Below are 22,873 nucleotides of genomic sequence, written 5' to 3'. Positions count from 1 at the left end.
CATCTTCGCGGAAAGAGCACAGTCTCGGTCTGCCAAGGAGTTTTATGAGGCACTGGCCTGTTCTGGATTTCGTTCTGACGTGCCTTCGCTGGGCACTTCCCATTATGGTCACACTCCATGCCTTGCGCCACAAACGCAACACGTCTGCGTGCGCTGCGTGGATTGGCGTCTGTTGGATCGGGCCATTTCTTGGAACCGCACTTTACCTGATGTTCGGTATCAACCGTGTTCATCGCCGGGCGCGCAAGATGATCGACCATCACTCCTGGGAAGGGCGCGAACTCCTCGCCAAGTACCGGCAGGTGATGGAAGGGGACCTGGCCCCGCTTGCAAAAATGCTGGGTCGTCTTACAGAGCGCCCCTTGATGCGCGGGAACTCCGTGAAGGTTCTGCACGATGGGGATAATGCCTATCCTGTCATGATAGACGCCATCCGGCAGGCGAAAACATCGGTTATTCTCTGCTCTTATATTTTCCGGGCAGACCGGATTGGTGAGCAGTTTGCTGAAGCTCTGGTGGACGCACACAGACGCGGTGTGGAAGTCCGTGTTCTGGTGGATGGAATCGGGAGCGGCTATTTCCGCTGTGCGATAGAGCGACGGCTTAGACGCGATGGCGTGAAATGTTCCCGGTTCATGCATTCCGTATGGCCATGGCGCATGCCGTTCATCAATCTCCGCAACCATCGCAAGATCCTTGTTGTGGATGGTCGGGTCGGTTTCATGGGCGGCCTGAACATTGGTGAAGAAAACATGCTTCGCCTACGGACAAAACTCCCTGTAGCGGATACACATTTCGAGCTGCGCGGCCCGGTCGTGCATCAGTTGTCCGTGGCATTTGCATGGGACTGGTCTTTCACGACAGGAGAAGAACTCAAGGGCGAACCTTATCTGCCCGAACCGCTGCCCGTCGGCGATATTCCCATGCGGATCGTTACGTCCGGCCCGGATGCCGACCTTGAGAAGATTGAATATGGCATGTTGCAGGCCATTACTCTGGCCAAGAAACATGTGCGTCTCATGACACCCTATTTCCTGCCGGATGACCGGTTTACCTCGGCTCTCAATCTGGCAGCCTTACGCGGCGTCGTGATTGATATTGTTGTGCCGAAAAGCAGCAATCACGCGATTATTGATTTTGCACGCGACGCCAACCTGAGACCTTTTCTGGATGCGGGATGCCGGGTCTGGATGGCCAATCCGCCGTTCAATCATTCCAAGCTGATGGTCGTGGATGAGGAATGGAGCTTTGTTGGGAGCACCAATCTGGACGTCCGCTCCCTACGCCTGAACTTCGAAATCAATCTGGAGATTTACGATCGGGAAGTGGCTCGGGATCTGTCGGCCTTTATGGATACGCATCGCAAAAACCGACTGACCCACCACGACATTGATCGGACGCCTTATCTGATCCAGATCCGTAACGCAGCGCTCAGGCTGTTCCTGCCCTATCTGTAAGGCTTAGGGCGTGAGCCGCAGCGTGACGGAAATCGGACGATGATCCGAGCCGAAACGCGGGAGTGCACGGGCTTCCAGACGGTTCACACCGCGGACAAGACAACGGTCCAGTCGCAGGGGAAGACGGTCCAGCATCCGGTGGGTTTTCTCCTTGGGGCCAACGTCATGAAATCCGGGGAGCATGACTGGACCCACAAGATTGAAATCCCCCATGATGACAGCGCGTCGATGCATGCTGGTCGTCAGGCTGCGAAGCTGTCGGCGGTTGAGGATCTGTCCGTGGGACAGATGCACGTTGGCCAGGGAAAAACTTCCGAAATCAATGATCTGTGCCGTGCGCTTCACAACCAGTCCACGCGGGAGATGGCAGAAAGACGGCGGTCGCGTGAACGGCAGACGACTCCAGCATGCCGTGCCATGCGGGCGACCGGGAAGCGGAATACGATCATAATAGCCGCCCAGAATTTCAGGCAGGACATCAACTGGTTCCTGTGCTTCCTGCATCAGAACGACGTCCGGGTCTTCCGCACGAATCACGGTCAGAACGTCTTCCAGCGATGCGCCGTCCCAGCGAAGAAGGTTCCAGCTCAGAATGCGAAAAGGTGAGCCGGACAGAAGCGATGCCGTCACTTGGAAGACTCCGAAATATAAAGATGCCGTGGTTCAGGTCGGTGAGGGCCAGCAGCGAATTCACTGGTAAGCGTGTATCCAACAGCCAGCAGGACGGGGCCAAGGAAAATCCCGAGGCCGCCAAAAGCCACAACGCCGCCAAGAACACCCAAAACGGTCAGCAGATAGGGTAACTGCGCGCCACGTGAGATGAAGATCGGTCGGATCAGATGGTCTGCACCGGAAATAACGATGACGCCGTAAGCCGCCAGAAACAGCCCATGCCCCACATGGTGGGTCATGCCAAGCCAGATGGCCGCGGGTATCCAGATCAGAGGCGCGCCAATGGGAAAGACCGCAACAAACGCTGCAATACCCGCCAGAAGAACCGGGGAAGGAACGCCTGCAATCATGAGGCCGATCCCTGTCAGAACACCCTGAATGATTGCCGTACCCAGTACCCCGTACACCGTTCCCCGGATTGTCCGTCCGATGACATTGATGAGACGGGGGGTGGCACGAGGGCCAGCGATCCGGGCGATTAGCGCGGTAATGGTGAGACCCAGCGAATCGCCGTTCAGCCAGAGGAAGAATGCCACAAACAAAGCCATGACAAGTTCCACCAGACCACTGGCCAGCTTCATCAGGATGGCAAGCGTGTAGTGAGCGATCTGGCCGAAATAGGGACGCAGCATTTCCGTGGCCGCGCCAACGTCATGGGTCAGATGGTGCCACCATTCGACCAGATGGGGCCCTGCCAGCGGGATATGAGCCATCCAGGCTGGAGGCGGTCCGGCCGAGCCTGCCCTGAGAAGGAGCGTATCGAGGGTGCCAATCGTTTCCGGGATGTCACTGATTCCAGCGGATGTGAGAACCGACAGGGGAACGATAATGGTCACGGCACTGAGAAACATCATGCCCAGCGCGGCAAGCGACGGCCGGATATGGCGTCTCAGCCATCGGTAGATGGGCCAACTGGAAAAAGTGAGGATAGCCGCCCAGAGGATGGCCGAAAGGAACGGCCAGAGGATGACGCCGCATCCATAGGCTACGCCAACAAGGACGAAGCCCAGAATGATCCGCTCTGTTGTCATGGAACAGATTTCCGGGGGGTCAATGGCTTCAAGGCAGGGACCTGCATATTCATGGCTGAACAGTCTGCCACGCTCTGGCGTCCCGCGCATCCCTCGACCTATGGTAGAGGGATGACGAATTCACCGCTTCTTGCCGCACAGGACCTCCTTGCAGGGACAACGGCTTACGTTCCGCTGGATGCCAGCGTTCTCCTGCCCGGTCAGAACGGGAATCCGGACGCTGCGTTCCGTGAGGCCCATATTCCGGGTGCACGTCGATTCGACATTGATATCTTTGCTGATCCGGAGAGCCGCCTGCCGCATACTGTTCCGGGTGCCGCCCGGTTTGCGCGTCTGATGGGCGAACTCGGTCTGACCGAAGACACGCCAATCGTTTTTTATGACGGAAAGGGAAGCGTCGGAGCCTGTCGGGGCTGGTGGCTGGCGCGCCTGTTTGGGCACCGGAATGTCAGGATTCTGGATGGCGGTCTGGCTGCATGGCGGGAAGCTGGTGGTTCGGTTGAACGCGGAGACCCTGTGGGTGTGGAGCCTGCTCAGTACAGAACGCGTCCGCGTTACGGTCTGCTGGCAGGGAGCGGTGATATTCTGAACGCACCTTCTCAGACGGTTGTTCTGGATGCCCGCAGTCATGGGCGTTTTGCGGGGTCTGTGCCAGAGCCGAGACCGGGTGTGCGTGGCGGCCATATGGCGGGCGCTATCAGCATGGACTGGACACGACTTGTCGACGAGCATGGTCATTTCCTTCCGCCGGAAACGCTTCGCTCCTTGTTCGCACCGGTTGCCGGGCGGAGGGTGATTACAAGCTGTGGATCAGGACTGACAGCCGCAACACTTCTGGCTGGGCTGGCAATCGCCGGGCTGCCGGATGGCGCACTTTATGATGGTTCCTGGGCGGAATGGGGGAGTGATCCGGATGCGCCGATTGTGACGGGAGAACAGGCATGAGCGATCTCGAAACACGTGTCAGCGCGGGCTGGAACCGCTTGGCGTCAACCCTTGTACAGGGTGGGCGTGCAGAGGCCAGCGAGGGCGGAACACTGGTGAACCTGCCTGTCTCGCGCGGTTCGACGGTCTTGTTTCCCACGCTTGAATCCATGAACCGGATGGATGGCCGCAGCCATGCCCACAAGGCGGTTTATGGCGCAATGGGAACACCGATCCAGCACGAACTTGAAGTGCTGTTATCGGCCATTGAGGGCGGGACCCACACACAGGTTGTCAATTCCGGTCTAAGTGCCTGTACAACGCCGCTGGTGGCGTTTCTGGGGCAGGGCGACCATCTGCTTCTTCCCGACTCGGTTTATGGGCCAACGCGCCGCTTTGCTGACACCATGCTCAAACGTCTGGGCGTCAGCACAACGTACTACGCGCCAATGACGACACGCGCAGAAATTGAAGTCCTGACCCGGCCTGAAACGCGCATCATTTTTGCTGAAAGCCCCGGTAGCCACACATTCGAAGTGCAGGACGTGCCAATGCTGGCGGATGTGGCCCATCAGGCAGGGGCGCTGCTGTTCCTCGATAACACATGGGGAATCGGCGTATTCCAACCCTTCGAGCATGGGGTAGACGTGTCGATCCAGGCCCTGACGAAATATCCCGGGGGCCATTCGGACGTCATTATCGGCTCCATCACGGTCAATGATGAGACGCATTGGAAGACCTTGCGGGATGCCTCCATCCAGCTTGGCCAGTGTGCCAGCCCGGATGACTGCTGGCTGACTCTTCGTGGTCTGCGAACCATGGGTGTGCGTCTCGCTCATCAGTCCCGTTCTGCACTTGAGATTGCTCAGTGGCTGAAGACACGTCCGGAAGTGGCGCGTGTGCTGCATCCGGCTCTGGAAGACTGTCCGGGGCACAATATCTGGAAGCGTGATTTTACCGGTGCGTGCGGGCTGTTTGGCGTTGAGCTTCAGCCGAATATCAGTGTCGAGGCCGCGGAACGCATGATCGATAATCTGAGCATGTTCGGGATCGGGGCCTCCTGGGGAGGCTACGAAAGCCTTGTGCTGCCCACGACCGGACATGTTCGCCGCGTGACGGGAGACGGTGGGCCAAAAGCGGCAACTTTCCGCCTGCATATTGGTCTGGAGAACGTAGAGGATCTCAAGGCAGATCTGGCGCGCGGACTGGATGGTCTGGCAGGGGTGGATCAGTAATGCCAAGCAAGGAATGGATTATCTGGTGGGTCATGCTGGTGGGTTATACCGTCATGACCGCAACCCTGCTGTACGGTTTCTGGCTGTATGGAACGGCGATGTTCCACCAGATCAATTTCTGGATCACGCTGTTCATCATGGTCGCCATGATCCCGTCTTTTCGGGATCTGGGTCGACGTAAGAATGGATCAACGCCGCCGAAACCCTAAGGCTTCGGCAACGTGATGGCGTTGAATCTGCTGTGTGCCTTCCAGATCCGCAATGGTTCGGGAAACCCGCATCAGGCGTGTCAGTCCCCGATTGGAGAGGCGCATTTTCTCGGCGGCCTGTTCAGCAAGGGAGCGGGCGTCATCATCCATGACGAACAGGTCTGGTGAGACCTGAGCATTGCAAGCACCCTGCCGTTCGATCTGTCGTGCCCGCGCTTTTTCAACGCGGGCCCGAACCGTCGCACTATCTTCGCCTCGCGGTGCCCGGCTGATTTCGACAGGCGAAAGCGGGTCAATCTGTACGCAGATATCCATGCGATCGAGCATGGGGCCTGAGATTTTGGCACTGTAATCCTCACCGCAGCGTGGCGCTTTGCGACAACTGCGTTCCGGGTCTCCCAGATAGCCGCACCGGCAGGGATTCATCGCGGCAATAAACTGGAAACGGGCTGGATAAGTCGTGTGCTGGGCCGCACGCGCGATGGAGATGGAACCCGTCTCAATAGGCTGACGCAGCGATTCCAGACAGGAGCGGGAGAATTCGGGGAGTTCATCAAGGAACAGCACCCCGTTATGCGCCAGACTGACTTCACCAGGCTTCGCTTTTGCACCCCCGCCGACCATGGCAGGGAGGCTCGCACTGTGATGCGGAGCACGATAAGGCGGCCGAACCGTCAGGCGTCCCTCTTTCAAAAGACCGGAGACACTATGAATACGGCTGGTTTCCAGCATTTCTTCCGTTGTGAGGTCCGGCAGAATACTTGGCAAACGACATGCCAGCATGGATTTTCCTGCGCCGGGCGGCCCACTCATGAGAACGGAATGTCCACCGGCGGCGGCAATCTCCAGAGCGCGCCGACCCAATGCCATACCTTTGACGTCTGCAAGGTCTGGCCCGTAATCGGGCGTGTAGCCCTGCGCCGGTAGAACAGGCGTCAGAACCTGTTCGCCTCGAAAATGGGAAACAAGCGCGAGCAATGTTTCTGGAGCCAGAATGTCATGATCGGGATTGCCCCAACGTGCTTCCGTACCCTGAAGCGAAGGACAGATCAGGCCTAGCCCCTCTGTCGCGGCACCCAGAGCGGCTGACAGAACACCGTTGATTGGATTAACACGCCCATCCAGAGACAATTCACCAACGGCGGCATAAGCAGACACGGCTTCGAACGGCAAAAGTCCCATCGCCACCAGCAGACCCAGGGCAATGGGAAGGTCAAAATGTGCGCCTTCCTTGATGAGGTCGGCAGGCACCAGATTGACCAGAATACGTTTGGGTGGAAGCGCCAAGCCCATTGCCGTCAGAGCAGCGCGAACACGTTCGCGCGCTTCTCCAACAGATTTATCGGCCATGCCGACAACCAAAAACGCAGGCAAACCGGTAGAAACCTGAACTTCGACCGTGACCGGAACAGCTTCGATGCCTGAGAAGGCGAAGCTCTGGATACGGGCGAGAGTGGGGGTGGTCTTGGGAGGTGTGTTCTGGCCGGATGTCGTCATGGGACGAGATCGTAGCCAGAACATATTACTAGATGGTTAACGCTGGTAAATCAGGCGTGCACGGAGCGTACCGTCCATAGCGCGCAGACCGTCCAGAAGCTGCTGGTCCATGTCAGGGCCGGTCGATTCGGCTTCAACGACGACGTATCCGACTTCACCATCCGTTTGCAGATACTGTGCCGTCACATTGCAGTTCTCGGCTGCGAATAGCTCGTTGATCTGCCGCATGATGCCGGGACGGTTGGCATGAACGTGCATGAAACGCGTGCCACGTGGCCGCTCCGGAAGCTGTACGCTCGGAAAATTTACGGCACCAATGGTGGAGCCAACATCCGAATAGTCCACCAGCTTACGAGCGACTTCAACGCCAATCCGCTCCTGCGCTTCCATGGTGGAGCCGCCGATATGCGGGGTGAGAAGCACGTTTTTCAGACCCTGAAGCGGGGAAACAAAACGCTCGCCAGCAATCTTCGGTTCGACCGGGAAAACGTCTACACCTGCGCCCATGAGGTGGCCGTCCTTGAGAGCAGCAGCCAGCGCCTCCAGGTCCACGACATTACCGCGCGCGTTGTTGAGCAGGATGGAGTTGGGCTTCATGGCTCGGATTTCAGCTTCGCCAATCAGCAGATCCGTGTCCGGTGTCTGCGGAACATGGAGCGTCACGACATCCGACTGGGCCAACAGGTCTTTTAGCGTGGCCACAGCAACTGCATTGCCATGGGGAAGGCGTGGCATGATATCGTAGTACAGGACGCGCATACCGAAGGCTTCGGCCAGAACGGAAAGCTGCGAGCCGATCGAACCGTAACCGACAATACCGAGCGTCTTTCCGCGGACTTCCCAGGCGTTGATGGCAGACTTGTCCCAGCCACCCTGATGGCACTGTTCGGAACGGGAGGGGATGCGGCGCATTAGCATGACAACTTCGCCCATCACCAGTTCGGCGACAGAACGTGTATTGCTATAGGGGGCGTTGAAGACCGGGATACCGGCCATGCGAGCGGCTTCCAGATCAACCTGGTTCGTTCCGATGCAGAAGCAGCCAATCGCCATGAGGCGATCAGCGGATTCAAGAACCTCTCTCGTTAGCTGCGTGCGGCTCCGGATGCCGACCATATGCACGCCCTGGAGTGCTTCCTTGAGAGCATCGCCTTCAAGGGCGCCTTTCAGGCGTGTGACCTCTGCATAACCCTGCACATTGAAATGCTCGACAGCACTCTCATGGATGCCTTCAAGCAGGAGAATGCGGATCTTGTTCTTGGGGAGAGAGAATTGCGCGTCCATATTTCCATCCCGGTCCTGAACCGGAAGGCTCCGGCTCTCATTCCAACCTGTCCCGGCCCATGATCACCGGGGCGTCATGCCTAACGCATCGTTCACAAATGGGAAAGGTGGCTCACGATCTCTGGAAGCAGAGCAGGGTTGCCACAGGCCAGAACCGTTCCATCGCTCTCCAGGCTGAGGGGCTGGCCCTGCCAGTCCGTGATGCTACCGCCCGCACCCTCGATAACGGGCACCAGAGCGCCCCAGTCCCAAGGGTTCATCGTGCATTCCGCAATGACGTCAATCTGTCCGAGCGCCAGCAATCCGTAGGCGTAGCAGTCTCCGCCCCAGGAGGTGCGGCGGACGTGCTTCTGGAGATTGGTAAAGCGCGGCGTATGGGCAGGGGTCATGATTTCCGGAGAGGTGCAGGACAGTTCGGCCTCTTTCAATTCCGGGCAGAGGCGTGTTCCGATTTCTCCAGGAAGGCGATCTGAGACGAAGCGAGTTTCCTGTCCTGCAACACCAATCCAGCGTTCTCCGGTCAGTGGCTGGTCAATCAGACCCAATACCGGACGGCCTTGATGAAAAAGCGAAATCAGGGTGCCGAAGGTTGGGCGCCCCGTCAGGAAAGCGCGTGTTCCGTCAATCGGGTCGAGAACCCAGAGCCAGTCGCTTGCATGTCCACTCATGCCGCTTTCTTCGCCAAGGATGGCATGGTCTGGAAGAGCATCTTCCAGAATGGTTCGCATGACCTTTTCCGCAGCACGATCGGCCACGGTGACGGGGCTGTCGTCGGACTTCGCATCGGCCTGTAAAGATGTCCGGAAATGGGGGATGACAGTCCTGCGGGCAGCATCAGCACAGGCTTCGGCGACGGCAAGCGCCTTGTTCAGAACTGTTTCAGTCATATTTTCCAATTTCTTTCAGTAATACTCACAGAAAACCCAGAGTGAGATTGACGCCCGATCAGGTGGGCGGCATCAGAAGGGCCATGCGTCCGATCATCGTCATTCCCTCCAGACTTGCCTCGACCCGTCTTCCACGCAAGCCCCTTGCGGATATTGGCGGTCTTCCCATGATTGTCCGTGTTGCGAAACGGGCTCTTGAAGCAAAAATCGGGAAAGTAGTGGTCGCCGCTGGGGATCAGGAGATTCTCGATGCAGTCAGTAAACTGGAAGGCGTTCAGGGTGTCCTGACCGACTCGTCTCTGGCCAGCGGTTCGGACCGTGTCCACGCCGCGCTTCAGCAGGTGGACCCCGATGGCGAGCATGATGTTGTCATCAATCTTCAGGGCGATTTGCCTCTCATTGAGCCTGCCAGCCTCACGGCTGTTCTTGAGCCTCTCAAACAGGGCGATTTCGATATCGGGACATTGGCCGCGCCTGTCCAAAGTGAATGGGAGCGGAATGCCGAGCAGGTGGTGAAAATCGCCTGTGATTTTGGGACCGCTTCTGTCGCACGGGCTCTCTATTTTTCACGTCTGCCGATCCCATGGGGCGCTGGTCTGCACTGGCACCATGTTGGAGTTTACGCGTGGCGACGGCAGGCGCTTGAACGCTTTGTGTCTTTGCCTCCATCGGCGCTTGAGCGCCGGGAAAGCCTTGAGCAGCTTCGGGCGCTGGAAGCCGGGATGACCATTGGATGCGCACGTATTGAACATGCGCCACAGGGCGTTGATACGCCACAAGATCTGGAACGAGTGAGGGAGTTGGTCTGATGCCGGTCATTGCTTTTCAGGGGCAGCCTGGCGCCTATTCAGACCTCGCGTGCCGTCAGGCCTGTCCGGGCTGGATCACGCTCCCATGCGCAAGTTTCGCAGCTGCGATTGAGGCTGTTCATGATGGACGCGCAGACGAAGCTCTGCTGGCTTGTGAGAACTCGCTCGCCGGGCGTGTGCCGGACATTCACTCCCTGCTGCCAGAGGCTGGCCTGCACATTGTGGGAGAGCATTTCCAGCGCGTTGAGCACTGCCTTCTTGCTGTTCCGGGGACTGAAATTTCAGATATCCGCCGCTTGCATACGCATCCCGTGGCACTTGGGCAGGTTCGCAAGCTCATTCGTGAGCTGAATCTGGAAGCCGTGCCGGAGTTTGACACCGCTGGAGCTGCCGAACTGGTGGCCAAATGGGGCCGCAAAGAGGATGCAGCAATTGCGTCCTCCCTTGCCGGTGAACTCAACGGCTTGACCGTTCTAAGGCGGAATGTGGAAGATGCGGCACATAACACCACGCGATTTTACCGAGTGGCGCCTGTACCGAATTTTCCAGATGTGAGCCGGAACGACACGCTGACCACGCTTCTGATGCGGGTCGGAAATACGGCAGGTGCGCTTTACGCGGCATTGGGTGGATTTTCGCGGCATGGTATAAACATGACCCGAATTGAGAGCTACATGCTGAACGGCTCTTTCACGGCGACGCAGTTCCTGATGGATGTCGAAGGACATCCGGACCAGCCTGCGCTTGCAGCCGCTTTGAAAGAACTGGAGCAGACCAGCAACAATTTGAAGATTCTGGGTGCATACCCACGCAGTCTTGCTCGTTCCGGCACATGACGCTGACGGATCGGAAGAGCAGGATGGAACGCATGATGAGCAGAGGCGAGACGATGGTGGAGACGGGCATGTACAAGGGGTCGCTGACGGCTCTGGTTACCCCGATGGATACGGATGGACGTATCGATTTCGGTGTGGCGACAAAGCTCATCGAGCGCCAGATCAAAGCCGGTACCAGTGGTCTTGTTCCCGCTGGGACCACCGGTGAAAGCCCGACTTTGTCTCATGAAGAGCATGGTCAGATCATCGCGCACTGCGTCGAGACATCCAATGGGCGCGTGCCTGTTATGGCGGGTGCGGGTTCAAACAGCACCTCCGAAGCTGTGCAGATGGCAAAGCATGCTCACTCGGTGGGCGCGAATAGCCTGCTGGTTGTCGTGCCCTATTACAATAAGCCGACGCAGGAAGGGCTTTACCGCCATTTCATGACGATTGCGGATGCAACGCCACTGCCGATGTACCTGTATTGCATTCCCGGTCGTTCCGTCGTGGATCTGACGCCAGAAACACTTGGCCGTCTGGGCGAGCATCAGAATATCGTGGGTGTGAAGGACGCTACGGCCAACATGGCACGGCCGATTGCTGTGCGTCGGAACGTGAAGAAGCCGCTTAACCAGTTGTCTGGTGACGACAATACGGTTGTTTCGTTCCTTGCTGCTGGTGGTGATGGCTGCATCGGCGTGACGTCCAATGTTGTGCCGGATCTGTGCGCACAAATGCATGCAGCCTGGAATGAAGGTCGCGTGCAGGACGCGATCGCTCTTCAGGATCGCCTCTCTCCGCTGCATGATGCCATGTTTATGGAAAGCAACCCGGGGCCAGTGAAATACGCTATGTCCAGACTGGGACTGTGCACAGCCACGCTGCGTTTGCCGCTGGTTGAGCCTCAGGATGCAACGCGCAAGGCAATCGACGCAGCCCTGCGTTCTCTCGATCTATTGGACTGATATTTCTAAATGGCCGGAAAAAAAGAGAAGAGTGGCATGATCTCTCATGGGATCGTCGCTCAGAACCGTAAAGGCCGGTTCGATTATACGATTCTTGAAACGACGGAAGCGGGTATCGTTCTGAAAGGTCCTGAGGTGAAAAGCCTCAGATTAGGTCGTTCAACGATCACGGAAGCCTATGCTGCTGAACGTGACGGCGAGATCTGGCTCTTCAATGCCTATATTCCTGAATATCAGGGCGGTGTTCTGTCTCGTTTTGAGCCAAGAGCACCTCGTAAGCTTCTGATGCACAAAAAGCAGATTGCCCATTACCTGTCTGCTGTAACGCGGGCGGGCGCTTCTCTCGTGCCTCTGGATATTCACTTCAACGACCGTGGAGTCGCGAAAGTAACGATCGGATTAGGGCAGGGCCGCAAGAAAGAGGACAAGCGTCACGCGATTGCAGAGCGTGACTGGCAGCGTGACAAGGCGCGCCTGATCCGCAGCAAGGGCAGGGATTATTAAATCTTCGGTAGCGCCAGTTTTTTTGAAACACTAACCAAATTACTTTTTTGTCTCGCTAAACAGCATATTAGACAGAAACAAAAAAACCGCTGTGGACTAAGTCCACAGCGGTTTTTCTATTCGTTCAGCAAAGCGCTGAAGGGCGATCAGTCAGCGCTGATGACAGCAGCTTCCGGACCCTTCTGACCCTGAACAACCTTGACGTTAATCGTCTGGCCTTCGTCGAGGGTTGCAAGCTGGGAACGCTCGAGAGCGGAAGCGTGGACGAAGATGTCCTTGCCACCGGAGTCAGGTGTGATGAAGCCGAAGCCCTTCGTGGAGTTGTACCACTTCACGGTGCCGCGGATGTCCTGTGCGTCGGACAGGTCAGGAGCCGGACGGCCCGGACGAGCGGACGGACCACCAAAGCGCGGCTGCTGCGGAGCGCCGAACTGAGCGCGCGGACGCGGTGCTTCAGCCGTGCTTTCGTCAACGGAAAGAACTTCCGCAACCTGACGACCCTTCGGGCCCTGACCGATGCGAACAACAACGGTTGCGCTCGGGTTGACGCTGCTTACGCCAGCGTTGCCAAGAGCGTTGGCGTGCAGGAACACATCCCCGGAGCCGTCAGCGAGTTCCACGAAGCCGAAGCCCTTCTCCGTGTTGAACCACTTAACGCGTGAGCTGATTTCTGGGCCGGATGCTGTGACGAAGCTGCTGCCAGCGCCGCCACGGCGAGGGGCGCCGAAGCCACCACCACCGCCGCCACCGAAGCCACCACGGTCACCATAGGACGGCTGGGACGAATAGTCCCCGTCAAACCCGCCGCGGCGAGGTGAGTTAAAGCTGCGGTCGGTTCTGTTGTTTCTCAACGGTCTAATCCCGAGACTGGGGCGCCACGGAGGGGGTCAATTCCCTGTCGTGACGTATTTCAAAAAAGGTGAGTTCAGCGCCAGCGCCTTCCTCTAAGAGAATCACTAGCATGGTTTTTTGCCCTCCTGCCACAACGAAAGTGAGAGAAGCGCCCAACTCGCGCGGATTTTAAGATTGTCACGCCTGCTGGAAGGCTTTGCTTCACAGCCCGGAGATGACATACAGACGCATTATAAATGCCCCAGATCCTGATCGTTCGCGAGAACAGAGGTGCCTATGCAGACCCGACTGACTCTTTCCCTCGGGGCCACAGCCCTGCTTGCACTGGCCTCTTCGTCCGCCATGGCGACCCCTCTTCAGGATCCCTACGGGACCTGGACGATCCAAGGTGAAAACGATGCAGTTTCAACGCTCAAGGGAACGTCGGATCAGTATTACACCTCGGGTCTGCGTATCAACTGGACATCGGGCACGGACAATCTGCCGCTTCCGTTTGCGAATCTGAATCACTTCCTGATGGGTAATGGTCAGCAGCGCATCAGTATCGGGCTGCAGCAGTTGATCATGACGCCCCGTGAAACCCAGATGGCTCAGCCACCGCAGGGAGACCGTCCATACGCCGGTCTTCTGTTGGGAACTGTTAATCTCATTAACGATACGGATCTGTCCCGTACGGTTATGGGAATCCAGTTTGGTGTCATGGGCCCGGCAGGTTTGGGGCGCCAGGTTCAGAACGGTTTCCACAATCTGATCAGTGATACGCCGAACAAAGGCTGGAGCCACCAGTTGGCCAACCAGCCGATCATGCAGATTCAGGCAGGACGTATCTGGCGTTTGCCGATCGTGGATCTCTATGGCGTCGGGATGGATGTTCTTCCCGCCGTATCTGGCGCAGCAGGTGACTATCGTACGTATGCTGATGCGGCCGCGACCTTCCGTATCGGTCAGGGTCTGAACAGTGATTTTGGAAACTCGACAATTGGCCCAGGAACGGATGGAACGGATGCCTTCCGTGCAACCCGTCCTTTGGCGTGGTATTTCTACGGTGGTGTCGAAGGTCAGGCTGTAGGGTACGACTCCAGCCTTCAGGGCAGCACAGTGCGTGCGAATGCCCCGCATGTCGACAAGGTCTGGGATGTGGGTGAAATTCATGCCGGTGTGGCTGTGATGTGGCACGGCGTTCGACTGTCCTACAGCCAGAACTGGCAGACGGCTCAATTCAAGACTCAGAAGGCAGGACTGTTCAATTACGGATCACTGAAACTGTCCGTGAAATTCTGATCTGATTTAGATCATTTTGAAGCCCCGGTTCTCCGGGGTTTTTTTATGCGGGGCGAGAGAGAGGCTGTGTCTGGTCCAGAACGGGTGAGCCTAGCAGGTATCCCTGTACTTCCTCGCAGCCGTAGGCGTCCAGAAACGCCATCTGGTATTCGGTTTCCACGCCTTTTGCGCAGGTTGTGATGTTCAGGGCGCGAGCCAGAGCCAGAACAGAAGACATCACGTCATTGGCGCGATCATTTTCACCCAGCCCCTTGATGAAGCCTCTGTCGAGCTTGATCTGATCAAGTGGATAAAATCGTAGGCGCTCCAGAGAAGAATGGCCTGAGCCAAAGTCATCCAGAGCAAGCCTTACACCGAGTGCACGAACACGCGCTAATTCGCGGAATGTAATGTCTTCTGGCCCAAAAAAGCGAGATTCAGACATTTCTATCTGAAGACGGTTAGGGGCAAGACCAGTCTCCTGCAGGATTTCTGCAATGAGTTTCGAAAGCCTTTCGCTTGCCAGCCAGACGGGAGAAATATTGACGCAGACCCGGTAAGGCTTTTCCCACTGTGCCGCTGCCTTGCACGCATATCGAAGACTCCAGGTATCCAAAACCTCTACCATTCCGGCTTCTTCAGCGCATCGAATGAAAAGTTCAGGCGAAACCTCACCATGACCGGGTCTGTTCCATCTGAGTAGAGCCTCATGGGCAATCACTCTCTGGGACGCTGTATCGACGATCGGCATCCATTTCAGGAACAGGGCATTTTTCTCGGCGGCTTGGGCGAGGTCCTGCTCAAGACTGGAGGATTGAAGATGGAGTTCTGTTTTTTCTGTTGAGGCGCGTCTTTCATGTCCGCCACCAGTTCTCTGTGCTTCGACCAATGCTGCCTTGGCACCTGTCAGCAGATCTTCAACGGATTTTCCATCTTCGGGAAACATGCCCCAGCCGACGGAAAGAGAGAAAGGAAGGGACATTTCTGCAAGACAGATGGGTTTGTCTGATATGTGCAGGATCGATGTCATAAGAGACCGCGTCGTCACTGCTGTGTGACCCGGTGGTGTGAGAACGACGAAATTACCTCCGCCCATGCTGCCGAAAAAACTGCCTTGAGGGAGAAGATTAGCAACACGGCTGATAATCTCTTCCAGCATGTGATCCGCGGTATCCCAGCCATATCTTTCGTTGATGAAAGACAGGTGATCGAGATTGAACCAGATCAGTCCAAAGTTTGCGCGCTTCGTAAGATCTTTTGTTCGGTCAATATGGGATTGAATGGCTTCGAGGGTTTGTAGTCGATTAGGCATGGCGAAAGGGGAGTTTTCGACAGGGCTACGTATCAGTTTGGCCATGTCCTCGAGTACAGCGTCGCTGGAAGAATGAAATTTGGTTTCATCATTCGCGAATATCAAAAGAGCTATCTGTCGCGGAGACGCAGGATTACCGATGGCTACACCGTGGATACTGTAGCCGCCCTCGGCTTTGAATTTCACGACTGAAGAAGAATGAAATAGGTCAGAAAATGGGAAATTTTGAACCTGATCCGAAAAAGATGGACCAATACGGGAAATCTCTACAGGCAAAGCTGTAGTAGTGGAAAAATTGTAGACGGCTGCCGATGATACTCCGGTAATAGCGAGAGCCACTCTGAGAATGGGTTGATAACTGGCAGGCATGTTTCCAGTTGAAAGAGAGGCCGCATGCCGATCTGTACCAGTTAACGTCATACTTTAATGCCCAGTATTCTGAAGCCGTTGTAACCATCTGAAGTAGAAAAAGTTCCTTCTTCAGACGCTTGGATTACACACTTATCTTTAACGATCTTCTAACCAGAGATCAAAAGTCGGTCTGGTTCGTTGCGATCAAAAAGAAACAGAAGGGTCCGAAGCGCCGCTCCTCGAGATCCTTCAAGGTGAGGGTTTCGGCCGAGTTCTCGTTCGGAGTCCTGCTGCATGGCGGTTACCAGAAGAGACAGGCGTGCACCTTGAGCCAGACGAAAGCCGGGAAGGCCGGATTGGCGATTTCCTGCAAGGTCTCCACCGCCGCGAATCCGGTAATCTTCGTCAGCAATCATAAATCCATCGTTTGTGTCGCGTAAAAGGGTGAGGCGTTTGACGGCAGTTGGCGTAGCCATGCCATCATGAAGCAGCAAGCAGAACGATTTTTTTGCCCCCCTTCCGACGCGTCCGCGCAATTGATGAAGCTGAGCCAACCCAAATCGTTCGGCCTGTTCGATCACCATGACGGAGGCATTCGGGATGTCCACACCCACTTCGATTACAGTGGTTGCGACAAGAATGCGGGTTTCTCCCAGGCGGAAAGCTTCAAGAGCGGCCTGGCGGATTGCGATATCCTGTTTGCCATGCGCTAGCCCGACGATACCGGGAAAGCGTTCGCTCAACATGGCCCAGCGCTCTTCGGCAGCAGCAGCGGACTGGGTTTCGCTGTTCTCAATCAACGGGCAGACCCAGAAAACCTGCACATTATCTGCAATCGCGCGAGAAATGGCCGCGAGAATTTCCGGCATGGCATCCATGCTGTGCAGCGTTGTGCGGATTGGCTGACGTCCTGCCGGTTTTGAATCCAGTCGGCTCACGCTCATCTCCCCCCATTCCATCAACTGGAGTGTTCGGGGAATAGGCGTAGCCGTCATGACCAGAATGTCTGTGGCCTCGCCCTTGGCGCTGAGGTTCATCCGCTGTTCAACGCCAAACCGATGCTGCTCGTCGATGACTGCCAGCCCGAGATCCGCGAAAGTGACGCCGTCCTGAAAAAGGGCATGTGTCCCGATAACGATTTTGGCCGTTCCATCGGCGATTGCGGCCAGCGTTTCCCGGCGTGCTGCACTCTTGATGGTCCCGCTCAGATACACGCATTCGGTCGGACAAAGGCGGGAAAGGGTCTCGAAATGCTGGCGGGCCAAAATTTCCGTTGGAGCCATAAGCGCAGCCTGAGCGCCGGATTCCACAGCTTGAAGCATGGCATTCATGGCGACGAATGTCTTACCCGCTCCCACATCGCCCTGAAGAAGGCGCATCATGGGCGTGGGCGACGCCATGTCTTTCAGGATTTCCGCGATGGCGCGTGATTGTGCCTCCGTGGGGGGGTAACCAAAGCGACGGCTGAGTTCGGCGCGGAGTGTGCCATCTCCCGGCATGCTTCGGCCCGACCGGCTGCGGGCTTTGAGGCGTGCGAGGCCAAAACAGAGCTGGTCAGCTAGAAGTTCGTCGGCTGCAAGGCGGGTCAAAGCTCTCTCACGCAGAGGCGCCCATTCCACATCAGCAGGACTGTTTTCCGGCGCCTGTATGAGCCTGAGGGCTTGTGAAAAGGACAGCCAACGTCGTTTGTGAACAAGAGCGGGGTCCTGCCATTCGGGAAAATCAGGCAGGAGGGCAAGAGCAGCCTTCATGGCCTTGCGCACCGTGTAGGGAAACAGGCCAGCCGTCAGGGGCCAGACGGGCTCAAGTCGAGGAAAACTATCCCGCTTACTCCAGCTTGTAACGTGATCCGGCTGCGGCATGGTCAGTTCGCCCTGAAACCGGCTGGTTTTGCCGGACACAAGAAGTTCCGCACCGACAGTCGGAGCTGGCATATTCTTCTGCTGGAAGAAGACCAGATCCAGCCGTCCCGTATCGTCTTCTGTGCGGATGACGGAGGGCTGTCCGGGGCGTGCAGCTTTGCGCATCGAAACGACACGGACACGCGTTGTCAGGATTTCTCCGGGCGCGAGATTGTGTCCGGCGGCAACTGTGCGCAGAATACGACGATCAACGATCCGCTCGGGAAGAGTGAACAGCAGGTCCAGGACGCGCCGTCCGCCTGCGATCTTTTCCAGCAGACTGGCGTGTCGCGGCCCGATACCGGGCAGGGACGTCAGGGGTGCAAAGAGCGGGGCAAGAAGATCTGGAGACGGCTGTTCGGACTGCATTGCAACGGGCGCTCCCCGGCTCCTCTTGATGTGTCAGGCTATGAAACGGCAGGTATAGGGCAAGAGCAGGATGGAACAAAACGAAACCATGACCCGTGAAATCCCACTTGCATCCTTTGGTCCAACCGTCTGGGGTGTACCTGATGGAAGCGTAGCCCTCCTGCTGCGCCAGAGACTGTCTGAACATGACGGGCCGCTTTTACATGTTGCCCGGGATGATGCTGCAGTAGCCTCCCTTGCGGACATGCTGGCCTATCTGATGCCCGAAGTCGAAGTCCTGCGTCTGCCTGCGTGGGACTGCCTGCCTTATGACCGCGTCTCTCCGAACTCCGTCATTGTGGCCGAGCGCGTTGGAACGCTCTGTCGTCTTCTGGAGCCGATCAAGGCGCGCCGGATTGTTCTGACGACAGTTCACAGCCTTCTGCAGCGCGTCCCCCCGCGTTCAGCCTTCAAAGGGCAGTCCATCAGCGTGGCCACCGGCGAAATGCTGGACCAGTCCATGCTGATCGAAGTTCTGGTCGCCAATGGCTACACCCGGACGGATACCGTCATGGAAGCTGGCGAATTCGCAACGCGTGGCGGAATTTTCGATCTGTTCCCGTCGGGTGCGCCGGACCCGATCCGTCTCGATCTGTTTGGCGATGAAGTCGAAAATATTCGTGCTTTTGACGTCGGGACGCAGCGTTCGACCGAAAAGCTTGCCCGGTTCGAACTCCGCCCCGTTTCCGAATTTTCGCTGGGCCCGGACAGCATCAGCCGCTTTCGGACAGGCTGGCGCGATACGTTCGGCCCGACTGCCGCATCGGATACGATTTACGAAAACGTTTCGGACGGTCGCCGCTATCCGGGCCTGGAGCATTATCTGCCACTGTTCCATGATGGCGATGGCCATCAGATGGAAACGCTTTTGGATTATCTTCCTGATGCAGCCGTCAGTTTTGACAGCCACGCTCCAGATATTTTGAAAGCCCGGCTGGATATGATTGCGGACCATTATGAGGCCCGTCGTGTCCCCGTTCGTGAAGGGGAAATGCCATATCGGGCACTTCCGCCACATCGGCTATATCTGGATCGGCATGGCTGGGACGCGATGCTCTCCCGTACGCCATCTGTGCTGCTCAACGCTTTTGCAAAACCAGACCTTGGTGACGGCATTGATGCGGGCAATCGTCCAGGCCCGCTTTTCGCACGAGCCAAGGATGGGTCGCGTGATGGCGTGTTCGAGGCGTTCGGCAAGCAGGTAGAAGACTGGGCGCAGTCTGGCCGACGAACCTATGTGACGGCCTGGAGCCGCGGTTCGCGGGAGCGGATTGCCCATCTGCTTCAGGAACATGGCCTGACCACGGAAAGCTACGATGACTGGCCGTCGGCTGCGGGGATATCACGCGGAACGGTTGGACTGCTGGTGCTTGGAGTGGAGCGCGGGTTTGTCTCAGACCGGCTGTGTTTCGTTTCTGAGCAGGATCTACTGGGTGAGCGTATCTCCCGTCCACCCCGTCGCAAGAAGCGCGGCGAGCAGTTTATTTCCCAGGTTGGGGAAATCGCGGAAGGCGATCTGGTTGTTCATCAGGACTACGGCATCGGGCGCTATGTGGGTTTGCAGACCATTCGCGAAGGTCGGGTGGCGCATGATTACCTCTCCATTTTCTATGATGGAGAGCAGCGGCTTCTTCTCCCGGTTGAGAATATTGAGCTTCTGAGCCGATTCGGCTCTGAGCAGGCCAGTGTTCAGCTTGATAAATTGGGCGGTACGGCGTGGCAGGCCCGCAAGGCCAAGATGAAGTCGCGCATCCGCGTTATGGCGGGTGAACTGATCCGAACCGCTGCCGCCCGTGCGATGCGCGAAGCACCGACGCTGGCACCTGCTGAAGGTCTGTGGGACGAATTTTGTGCGCGCTTTGCATTTGTGGAGACTGAAGATCAGTCCCGCGCCATTGCGGATGTTCTGGAAGATATGAGTTCCGGACGTCCGATGGATCGTCTGATTTGTGGCGACGTCGGGTTCGGAAAGACGGAAGTGGCACTGCGGGCAGCCTTCGTGGCCGCTTTGTCTGGCATGCAGGTGGCTGTTGTCGTCCCGACGACTTTGCTGGCGCGTCAGCATTATCGGGGGTTCGTCGCCCGCTTTGAAGGGCTGCCCGTCCGGATTGCCCAGTTGTCGCGTATGGTGACGCCCAAGGAAGCAACGAAGGTGCGCGAAGAGATGGCTGATGGCCGTCTTGATATTGTCATTGGAACGCATGCGTTGCTCGCCAAGACAGTGTCCTTCAATCGCCTAGGCCTTCTCATTATCGATGAAGAACAGCATTTCGGTGTGGCTCATAAGGAGAAGCTCAAGGCTCTGCGTGAAGACGTGCATGTCCTGACGCTGTCCGCCACGCCATTGCCGCGCACGCTTCAGCTATCCCTGTCCGGCGTGCGTGAAATGAGCTTGATCGCCACGCCACCGACGGATCGTCTGGCTGTCCGCACGTTTATTACGCCGTTCGATAGCGTGATGATCCGTGAGGCCATTCAGCGCGAGCGTTTCCGGGGCGGTCAGGTCTTCTGCGTCCTGCCGCGTCTGGCGGATCTGGACCGGATGGCGGACCGTCTGGCCGAGATCGTACCGGACGCCAAGGTCGTTCAGGCCCATGGCCGTCTGACGCCTACGGAACTCGAACGGGTCATGACCGAGTTTGCGGATGGGAAGTACGATATCCTTCTCTCCACTAATATCGTGGAAAGCGGGTTGGATATGCCCAGCGTGAACACGATCATCATCCATCGGGCGGATATGTTCGGACTGGGGCAGCTTTACCAGCTTCGTGGGCGCGTGGGTCGTGGCAAGCAGCGTGGTTATGCCTATCTAACCTGGCCGCAGACGAACCCGCTTTCGGCGGCTTCCGAGAAGCGTCTGGAAATTATGCAGACGCTGGATTCGCTGGGCGCAGGGTTTACGCTGGCCTCTCATGACCTGGATCTGCGTGGTGCTGGCAATCTGCTGGGTGATGAGCAGTCCGGTCACATCAAGGAAGTTGGCATTGAGCTGTATCAGCAGATGCTGGAAGACGCGGTTCTGGATCTGCGTCGCGAGCGGGGTCGCAAGGCTGAAGAGGATGAGAGCTGGACGCCCAATATCATTCTGGGTCTGCCGGTTCTGATCCCGGAAACTTATGTTGCTGACCTGCCTGTTCGACTGGGGCTTTATCGCCGCATTGCATCTCTGAATGGGGAAGCGGAAGTCGAAGCCATGCGCGCTGAACTTGTGGACCGTTTCGGATCCTTGCCGCCAGAAGTCGGCAATCTGCTGGACGTGGTGCTCATCAAGCGGCTGTGCCGTGAAGCGGGTGTGGAGCGTCTGGAAGCCGGGCCGAAGGGCATGGTGCTTCAGTTCCGCAAGAACCGGTTCCGCAATCCCGCCGGGCTGATCGACTGGGCGACCCGGAAGAAGGACTCGGGTGTGAAGATTCGCCCGGACCACAAGCTGGCCGTGATCCGGGAAATGACGAACGCCACCCGGATTGGTTTTGCAAAGAAGGTGACGACCGTTCTGTGCAAACTGGTGCGGAAGATGGAAGACGTGGACTGAACGCGCCTTCCGGTTCTTTTTAAGGAACGGCGATTGGAAGCGGGATACGATTAACCGTTACAACGCCACCTTGAAGGGCAATGTCCCAGCTGGTGGTGTCGCCATTCTGGCGGCCCATCAGGCGGGCGATTGTCAGGGCAGTCACGACCTTGGTCGGTGCTGTCTGGTGAATTTTCTCGATCAGGTCAGCAATGTTTGTGATGCTGACATGCGTGTCGGCAGTTGATGTGGCTGCGGAAGATCCGATCTGGATGGTTCCGGTTCCATCGACCGTGCTGCTGCCGGAGATAGCGTGCAGGGCGTTGATGGTGATCTGCTGTGACGCGCCGGAAAGTCCGTGAACGGTCAGATCAGCCGAGAGTGCAGAGGGAATAAGTGGCTGCTTCGAATCGTGGATGCCGGTCCCGTTGACCTTCATGCGGAGGTCGGGATTGGTCTCAACGGCATTGATGGTCGCGTGCTGAATCGTCATCGTATGGCCGGGGCGAGACAGCTTCACGCTGCTCCAGGATGCTTCCGGGGTACCCTCATGGATATTGCGGACCGTGATGGTTGCGTCCTGACCCTGACACGCCGGGCTTAGGCCGCCGCGGAAGGCGCTGAGGGCTGCATAGGCCGCAGTCGCATTGAACTGTTCGAGTTTTGATTCTTCAACTGCCCCTTTTGGGTCTTTCAGGCTGACAGGGCCGATGTCCAGCCCGATGCCGGTGCCGGTCAGGGTTGCGTGCATTCCTGAGGCGGAGAACGCATGTGATGCAGCCTGGTGGCCGCTGAGCGAATACGTGAAGCACGAGGCGGGGATATTGGGCAGTGTGTCTGCGAAAGCGGAGGATGCGAAGGCTGGAAGAGCCGTCGCGATGGCCGTCAGAAGAAGGGTGCGGAAAGACATCATGCCCTCGGTGCTGGTGGTGTCCGGTCTCTTGGACAACGTGTTGCTTCAAGATCGTTAAGACTCTCTTAGGATT

Annotated in this window: 19 protein-coding genes; 10 read left to right on the top strand and 9 right to left on the bottom strand. The window is 57.3% G+C overall.

The window, feature by feature from the left end; genetic code table 11:
• The first annotated feature begins 44 nt into the window (after positions 1 to 44).
• On the top strand, positions 45 to 1,457 hold the full coding sequence (gene cls, locus GJA01_RS01800; protein ID WP_010501444.1) for a cardiolipin synthase: 1,413 nt from the start codon (positions 45 to 47) through the stop codon (positions 1,455 to 1,457).
• Between the two features lie 3 nt (positions 1,458 to 1,460).
• On the opposite strand, the gene GJA01_RS01795 is transcribed toward cls, so the two are convergent.
• Both GJA01_RS01795 and GJA01_RS01790 read right to left on the bottom strand, forming a co-directional pair.
• Positions 1,461 to 2,087, bottom strand: coding sequence for an endonuclease/exonuclease/phosphatase family protein (locus GJA01_RS01795; RefSeq protein ID WP_010501447.1), 627 nt, complete (start codon positions 2,085 to 2,087; stop codon positions 1,461 to 1,463).
• A complete protein-coding gene (locus GJA01_RS01790) occupies positions 2,084 to 3,160 on the bottom strand; it encodes an AI-2E family transporter (RefSeq protein WP_062505722.1) in 1,077 nt (358 codons plus the stop codon). Before GJA01_RS01790 ends, GJA01_RS01795 begins: the two co-directional genes overlap by 4 nt.
• A gap of 51 nt (positions 3,161 to 3,211) precedes the next feature.
• Here GJA01_RS01790 and GJA01_RS01785 point away from each other — a divergent pair, with 51 nt between their 5' ends.
• Genes GJA01_RS01785 through GJA01_RS01775 form a run of 3 tightly spaced genes read left to right on the top strand, consistent with a single transcriptional unit; the run spans position 3,212 to position 5,528 of the window.
• Positions 3,212 to 4,105, top strand: coding sequence for a sulfurtransferase (locus GJA01_RS01785; protein WP_253783452.1), 894 nt, complete (start codon positions 3,212 to 3,214; stop codon positions 4,103 to 4,105).
• On the top strand, positions 4,102 to 5,319 hold the full coding sequence (gene metC / locus GJA01_RS01780; protein WP_062505617.1) for a cystathionine beta-lyase: 1,218 nt from the start codon (positions 4,102 to 4,104) through the stop codon (positions 5,317 to 5,319). The genes GJA01_RS01785 and metC overlap by 4 nt, the downstream gene beginning before the upstream one ends.
• The gene (locus GJA01_RS01775) at positions 5,319 to 5,528 is read left to right on the top strand and encodes a hypothetical protein (protein ID WP_010501455.1); all 210 of its coding nucleotides are present in this window, start codon (positions 5,319 to 5,321) and stop codon (positions 5,526 to 5,528) included. The genes metC and GJA01_RS01775 overlap by 1 nt, the downstream gene beginning before the upstream one ends.
• On the opposite strand, the gene GJA01_RS01770 is transcribed toward GJA01_RS01775, so the two are convergent.
• The 3 genes from GJA01_RS01770 to GJA01_RS01760 form a co-directional block, all read right to left on the bottom strand.
• Entirely contained in the window at positions 5,508 to 7,025 is a 1,518-nt protein-coding gene (locus GJA01_RS01770; RefSeq protein WP_062505620.1) for a YifB family Mg chelatase-like AAA ATPase, read from the bottom strand. The two genes, GJA01_RS01775 and GJA01_RS01770, sit on opposite strands and share 21 nt — an antisense overlap.
• Positions 7,026 to 7,061: 36 nt before the next feature.
• Positions 7,062 to 8,309 carry a phosphoglycerate dehydrogenase gene (serA, locus tag GJA01_RS01765; protein WP_062025453.1) on the bottom strand — a complete coding sequence of 416 codons (1,248 nt, stop codon included), beginning with the start codon at positions 8,307 to 8,309 and terminating at the stop codon, positions 7,062 to 7,064.
• Positions 8,310 to 8,401: 92 nt separating this feature from the next.
• Complete coding sequence (locus tag GJA01_RS01760; protein ID WP_062505622.1) at positions 8,402 to 9,196, bottom strand: inositol monophosphatase family protein; 795 nt, start codon at positions 9,194 to 9,196, stop codon at positions 8,402 to 8,404.
• An 83-nt stretch (positions 9,197 to 9,279) separates the two neighbouring features.
• Between GJA01_RS01760 and GJA01_RS01755 the strand changes: the two genes are divergently transcribed.
• Genes GJA01_RS01755 through smpB form a run of 4 tightly spaced genes read left to right on the top strand, consistent with a single transcriptional unit; the run spans position 9,280 to position 12,292 of the window.
• Positions 9,280 to 10,005 carry a 3-deoxy-manno-octulosonate cytidylyltransferase gene (locus tag GJA01_RS01755; RefSeq protein WP_062505623.1) on the top strand — a complete coding sequence of 242 codons (726 nt, stop codon included), beginning with the start codon at positions 9,280 to 9,282 and terminating at the stop codon, positions 10,003 to 10,005.
• Positions 10,005 to 10,841 (top strand): prephenate dehydratase, encoded by an 837-nt coding sequence (locus GJA01_RS01750; RefSeq protein ID WP_062505625.1) that lies wholly within the window; start codon positions 10,005 to 10,007, stop codon positions 10,839 to 10,841. Before GJA01_RS01755 ends, GJA01_RS01750 begins: the two co-directional genes overlap by 1 nt.
• 23 nt (positions 10,842 to 10,864) lie before the next feature.
• Complete coding sequence (gene dapA / locus GJA01_RS01745) at positions 10,865 to 11,788, top strand: 4-hydroxy-tetrahydrodipicolinate synthase (RefSeq protein WP_010501466.1); 924 nt, start codon at positions 10,865 to 10,867, stop codon at positions 11,786 to 11,788.
• 9 nt (positions 11,789 to 11,797) lie between these two features.
• Entirely contained in the window at positions 11,798 to 12,292 is a 495-nt protein-coding gene (gene smpB / locus GJA01_RS01740; protein ID WP_010501467.1) for an SsrA-binding protein SmpB, read from the top strand.
• Positions 12,293 to 12,438: 146 nt separating this feature from the next.
• Here smpB and GJA01_RS15710 read toward each other — a convergent pair whose 3' ends face one another.
• Positions 12,439 to 13,143: a cold-shock protein gene (locus GJA01_RS15710; RefSeq protein WP_062505626.1), complete on the bottom strand. Its 705-nt coding sequence runs from the start codon at positions 13,141 to 13,143 to the stop codon at positions 12,439 to 12,441.
• 277 nt (positions 13,144 to 13,420) lie between these two features.
• On the opposite strand from GJA01_RS15710, the gene GJA01_RS01730 reads away from it, so the two are divergent.
• Positions 13,421 to 14,425, top strand: a complete 1,005-nt coding sequence (locus GJA01_RS01730) for a lipid A deacylase LpxR family protein (RefSeq protein ID WP_062018712.1) — start codon at positions 13,421 to 13,423, stop codon at positions 14,423 to 14,425.
• A 43-nt stretch (positions 14,426 to 14,468) separates the two neighbouring features.
• On the opposite strand, the gene GJA01_RS01725 is transcribed toward GJA01_RS01730, so the two are convergent.
• Both GJA01_RS01725 and recG read right to left on the bottom strand, forming a co-directional pair.
• The gene (locus tag GJA01_RS01725; protein ID WP_253783454.1) at positions 14,469 to 15,761 is read right to left on the bottom strand and encodes a putative bifunctional diguanylate cyclase/phosphodiesterase; all 1,293 of its coding nucleotides are present in this window, start codon (positions 15,759 to 15,761) and stop codon (positions 14,469 to 14,471) included.
• A 473-nt stretch (positions 15,762 to 16,234) separates the two neighbouring features.
• Complete coding sequence (recG, locus tag GJA01_RS01720) at positions 16,235 to 18,337, bottom strand: ATP-dependent DNA helicase RecG (protein ID WP_062505631.1); 2,103 nt, start codon at positions 18,335 to 18,337, stop codon at positions 16,235 to 16,237.
• Between the two features lie 70 nt (positions 18,338 to 18,407).
• On the opposite strand from recG, the gene mfd reads away from it, so the two are divergent.
• Positions 18,408 to 21,908: a transcription-repair coupling factor gene (mfd, locus tag GJA01_RS01715; RefSeq protein WP_062505633.1), complete on the top strand. Its 3,501-nt coding sequence runs from the start codon at positions 18,408 to 18,410 to the stop codon at positions 21,906 to 21,908.
• Positions 21,909 to 21,927: 19 nt separating this feature from the next.
• Here the strand turns inward: mfd and GJA01_RS01710 are convergent, their stop codons facing one another.
• Positions 21,928 to 22,836: a DUF2125 domain-containing protein gene (locus GJA01_RS01710; protein WP_255312258.1), complete on the bottom strand. Its 909-nt coding sequence runs from the start codon at positions 22,834 to 22,836 to the stop codon at positions 21,928 to 21,930.
• Positions 22,837 to 22,873: the final 37 nt, after the last annotated feature.

Source organism: Gluconobacter japonicus (assembly GCF_002723975.1).
In the GTDB taxonomy this organism is placed as follows: domain Bacteria; phylum Pseudomonadota; class Alphaproteobacteria; order Acetobacterales; family Acetobacteraceae; genus Gluconobacter; species Gluconobacter japonicus.
The sequence above is the reverse complement of the archived record's forward strand: the minus strand, read 5'-3'. Positions and strand labels throughout refer to the sequence as shown.

Excerpts from the sequence above, each read along its gene's own strand:
- serA (WP_062025453.1), bottom strand. The coding sequence starts at position 8,309 with ATGGACGCGCAATTCTCTCTCCCCAAGAACAAGATCCGCATTCTCCTG.
- GJA01_RS01755 (WP_062505623.1), top strand. The coding sequence starts at position 9,280 with ATGCGTCCGATCATCGTCATTCCCTCCAGACTTGCCTCGACCCGTCTT.
- GJA01_RS01725 (WP_253783454.1), bottom strand. The coding sequence starts at position 15,761 with ATGGCCAAACTGATACGTAGCCCTGTCGAAAACTCCCCTTTCGCCATG.
- GJA01_RS01785 (WP_253783452.1), top strand. The coding sequence starts at position 3,212 with ATGGCTGAACAGTCTGCCACGCTCTGGCGTCCCGCGCATCCCTCGACC.
- GJA01_RS01760 (WP_062505622.1), bottom strand. The coding sequence starts at position 9,196 with ATGACTGAAACAGTTCTGAACAAGGCGCTTGCCGTCGCCGAAGCCTGT.
- GJA01_RS01750 (WP_062505625.1), top strand. The coding sequence starts at position 10,005 with ATGCCGGTCATTGCTTTTCAGGGGCAGCCTGGCGCCTATTCAGACCTC.
- dapA (WP_010501466.1), top strand. The coding sequence starts at position 10,865 with ATGGAACGCATGATGAGCAGAGGCGAGACGATGGTGGAGACGGGCATG.
- GJA01_RS01730 (WP_062018712.1), top strand. The coding sequence starts at position 13,421 with ATGCAGACCCGACTGACTCTTTCCCTCGGGGCCACAGCCCTGCTTGCA.
- GJA01_RS01775 (WP_010501455.1), top strand. The coding sequence starts at position 5,319 with ATGCCAAGCAAGGAATGGATTATCTGGTGGGTCATGCTGGTGGGTTAT.
- smpB (WP_010501467.1), top strand. The coding sequence starts at position 11,798 with ATGGCCGGAAAAAAAGAGAAGAGTGGCATGATCTCTCATGGGATCGTC.
- cls (WP_010501444.1), top strand. The coding sequence starts at position 45 with ATGAGGCACTGGCCTGTTCTGGATTTCGTTCTGACGTGCCTTCGCTGG.
- recG (WP_062505631.1), bottom strand. The coding sequence starts at position 18,337 with ATGCAGTCCGAACAGCCGTCTCCAGATCTTCTTGCCCCGCTCTTTGCA.
- GJA01_RS01790 (WP_062505722.1), bottom strand. The coding sequence starts at position 3,160 with ATGACAACAGAGCGGATCATTCTGGGCTTCGTCCTTGTTGGCGTAGCC.
- mfd (WP_062505633.1), top strand. The coding sequence starts at position 18,408 with ATGGAACAAAACGAAACCATGACCCGTGAAATCCCACTTGCATCCTTT.
- metC (WP_062505617.1), top strand. The coding sequence starts at position 4,102 with ATGAGCGATCTCGAAACACGTGTCAGCGCGGGCTGGAACCGCTTGGCG.
- GJA01_RS01770 (WP_062505620.1), bottom strand. The coding sequence starts at position 7,025 with ATGACGACATCCGGCCAGAACACACCTCCCAAGACCACCCCCACTCTC.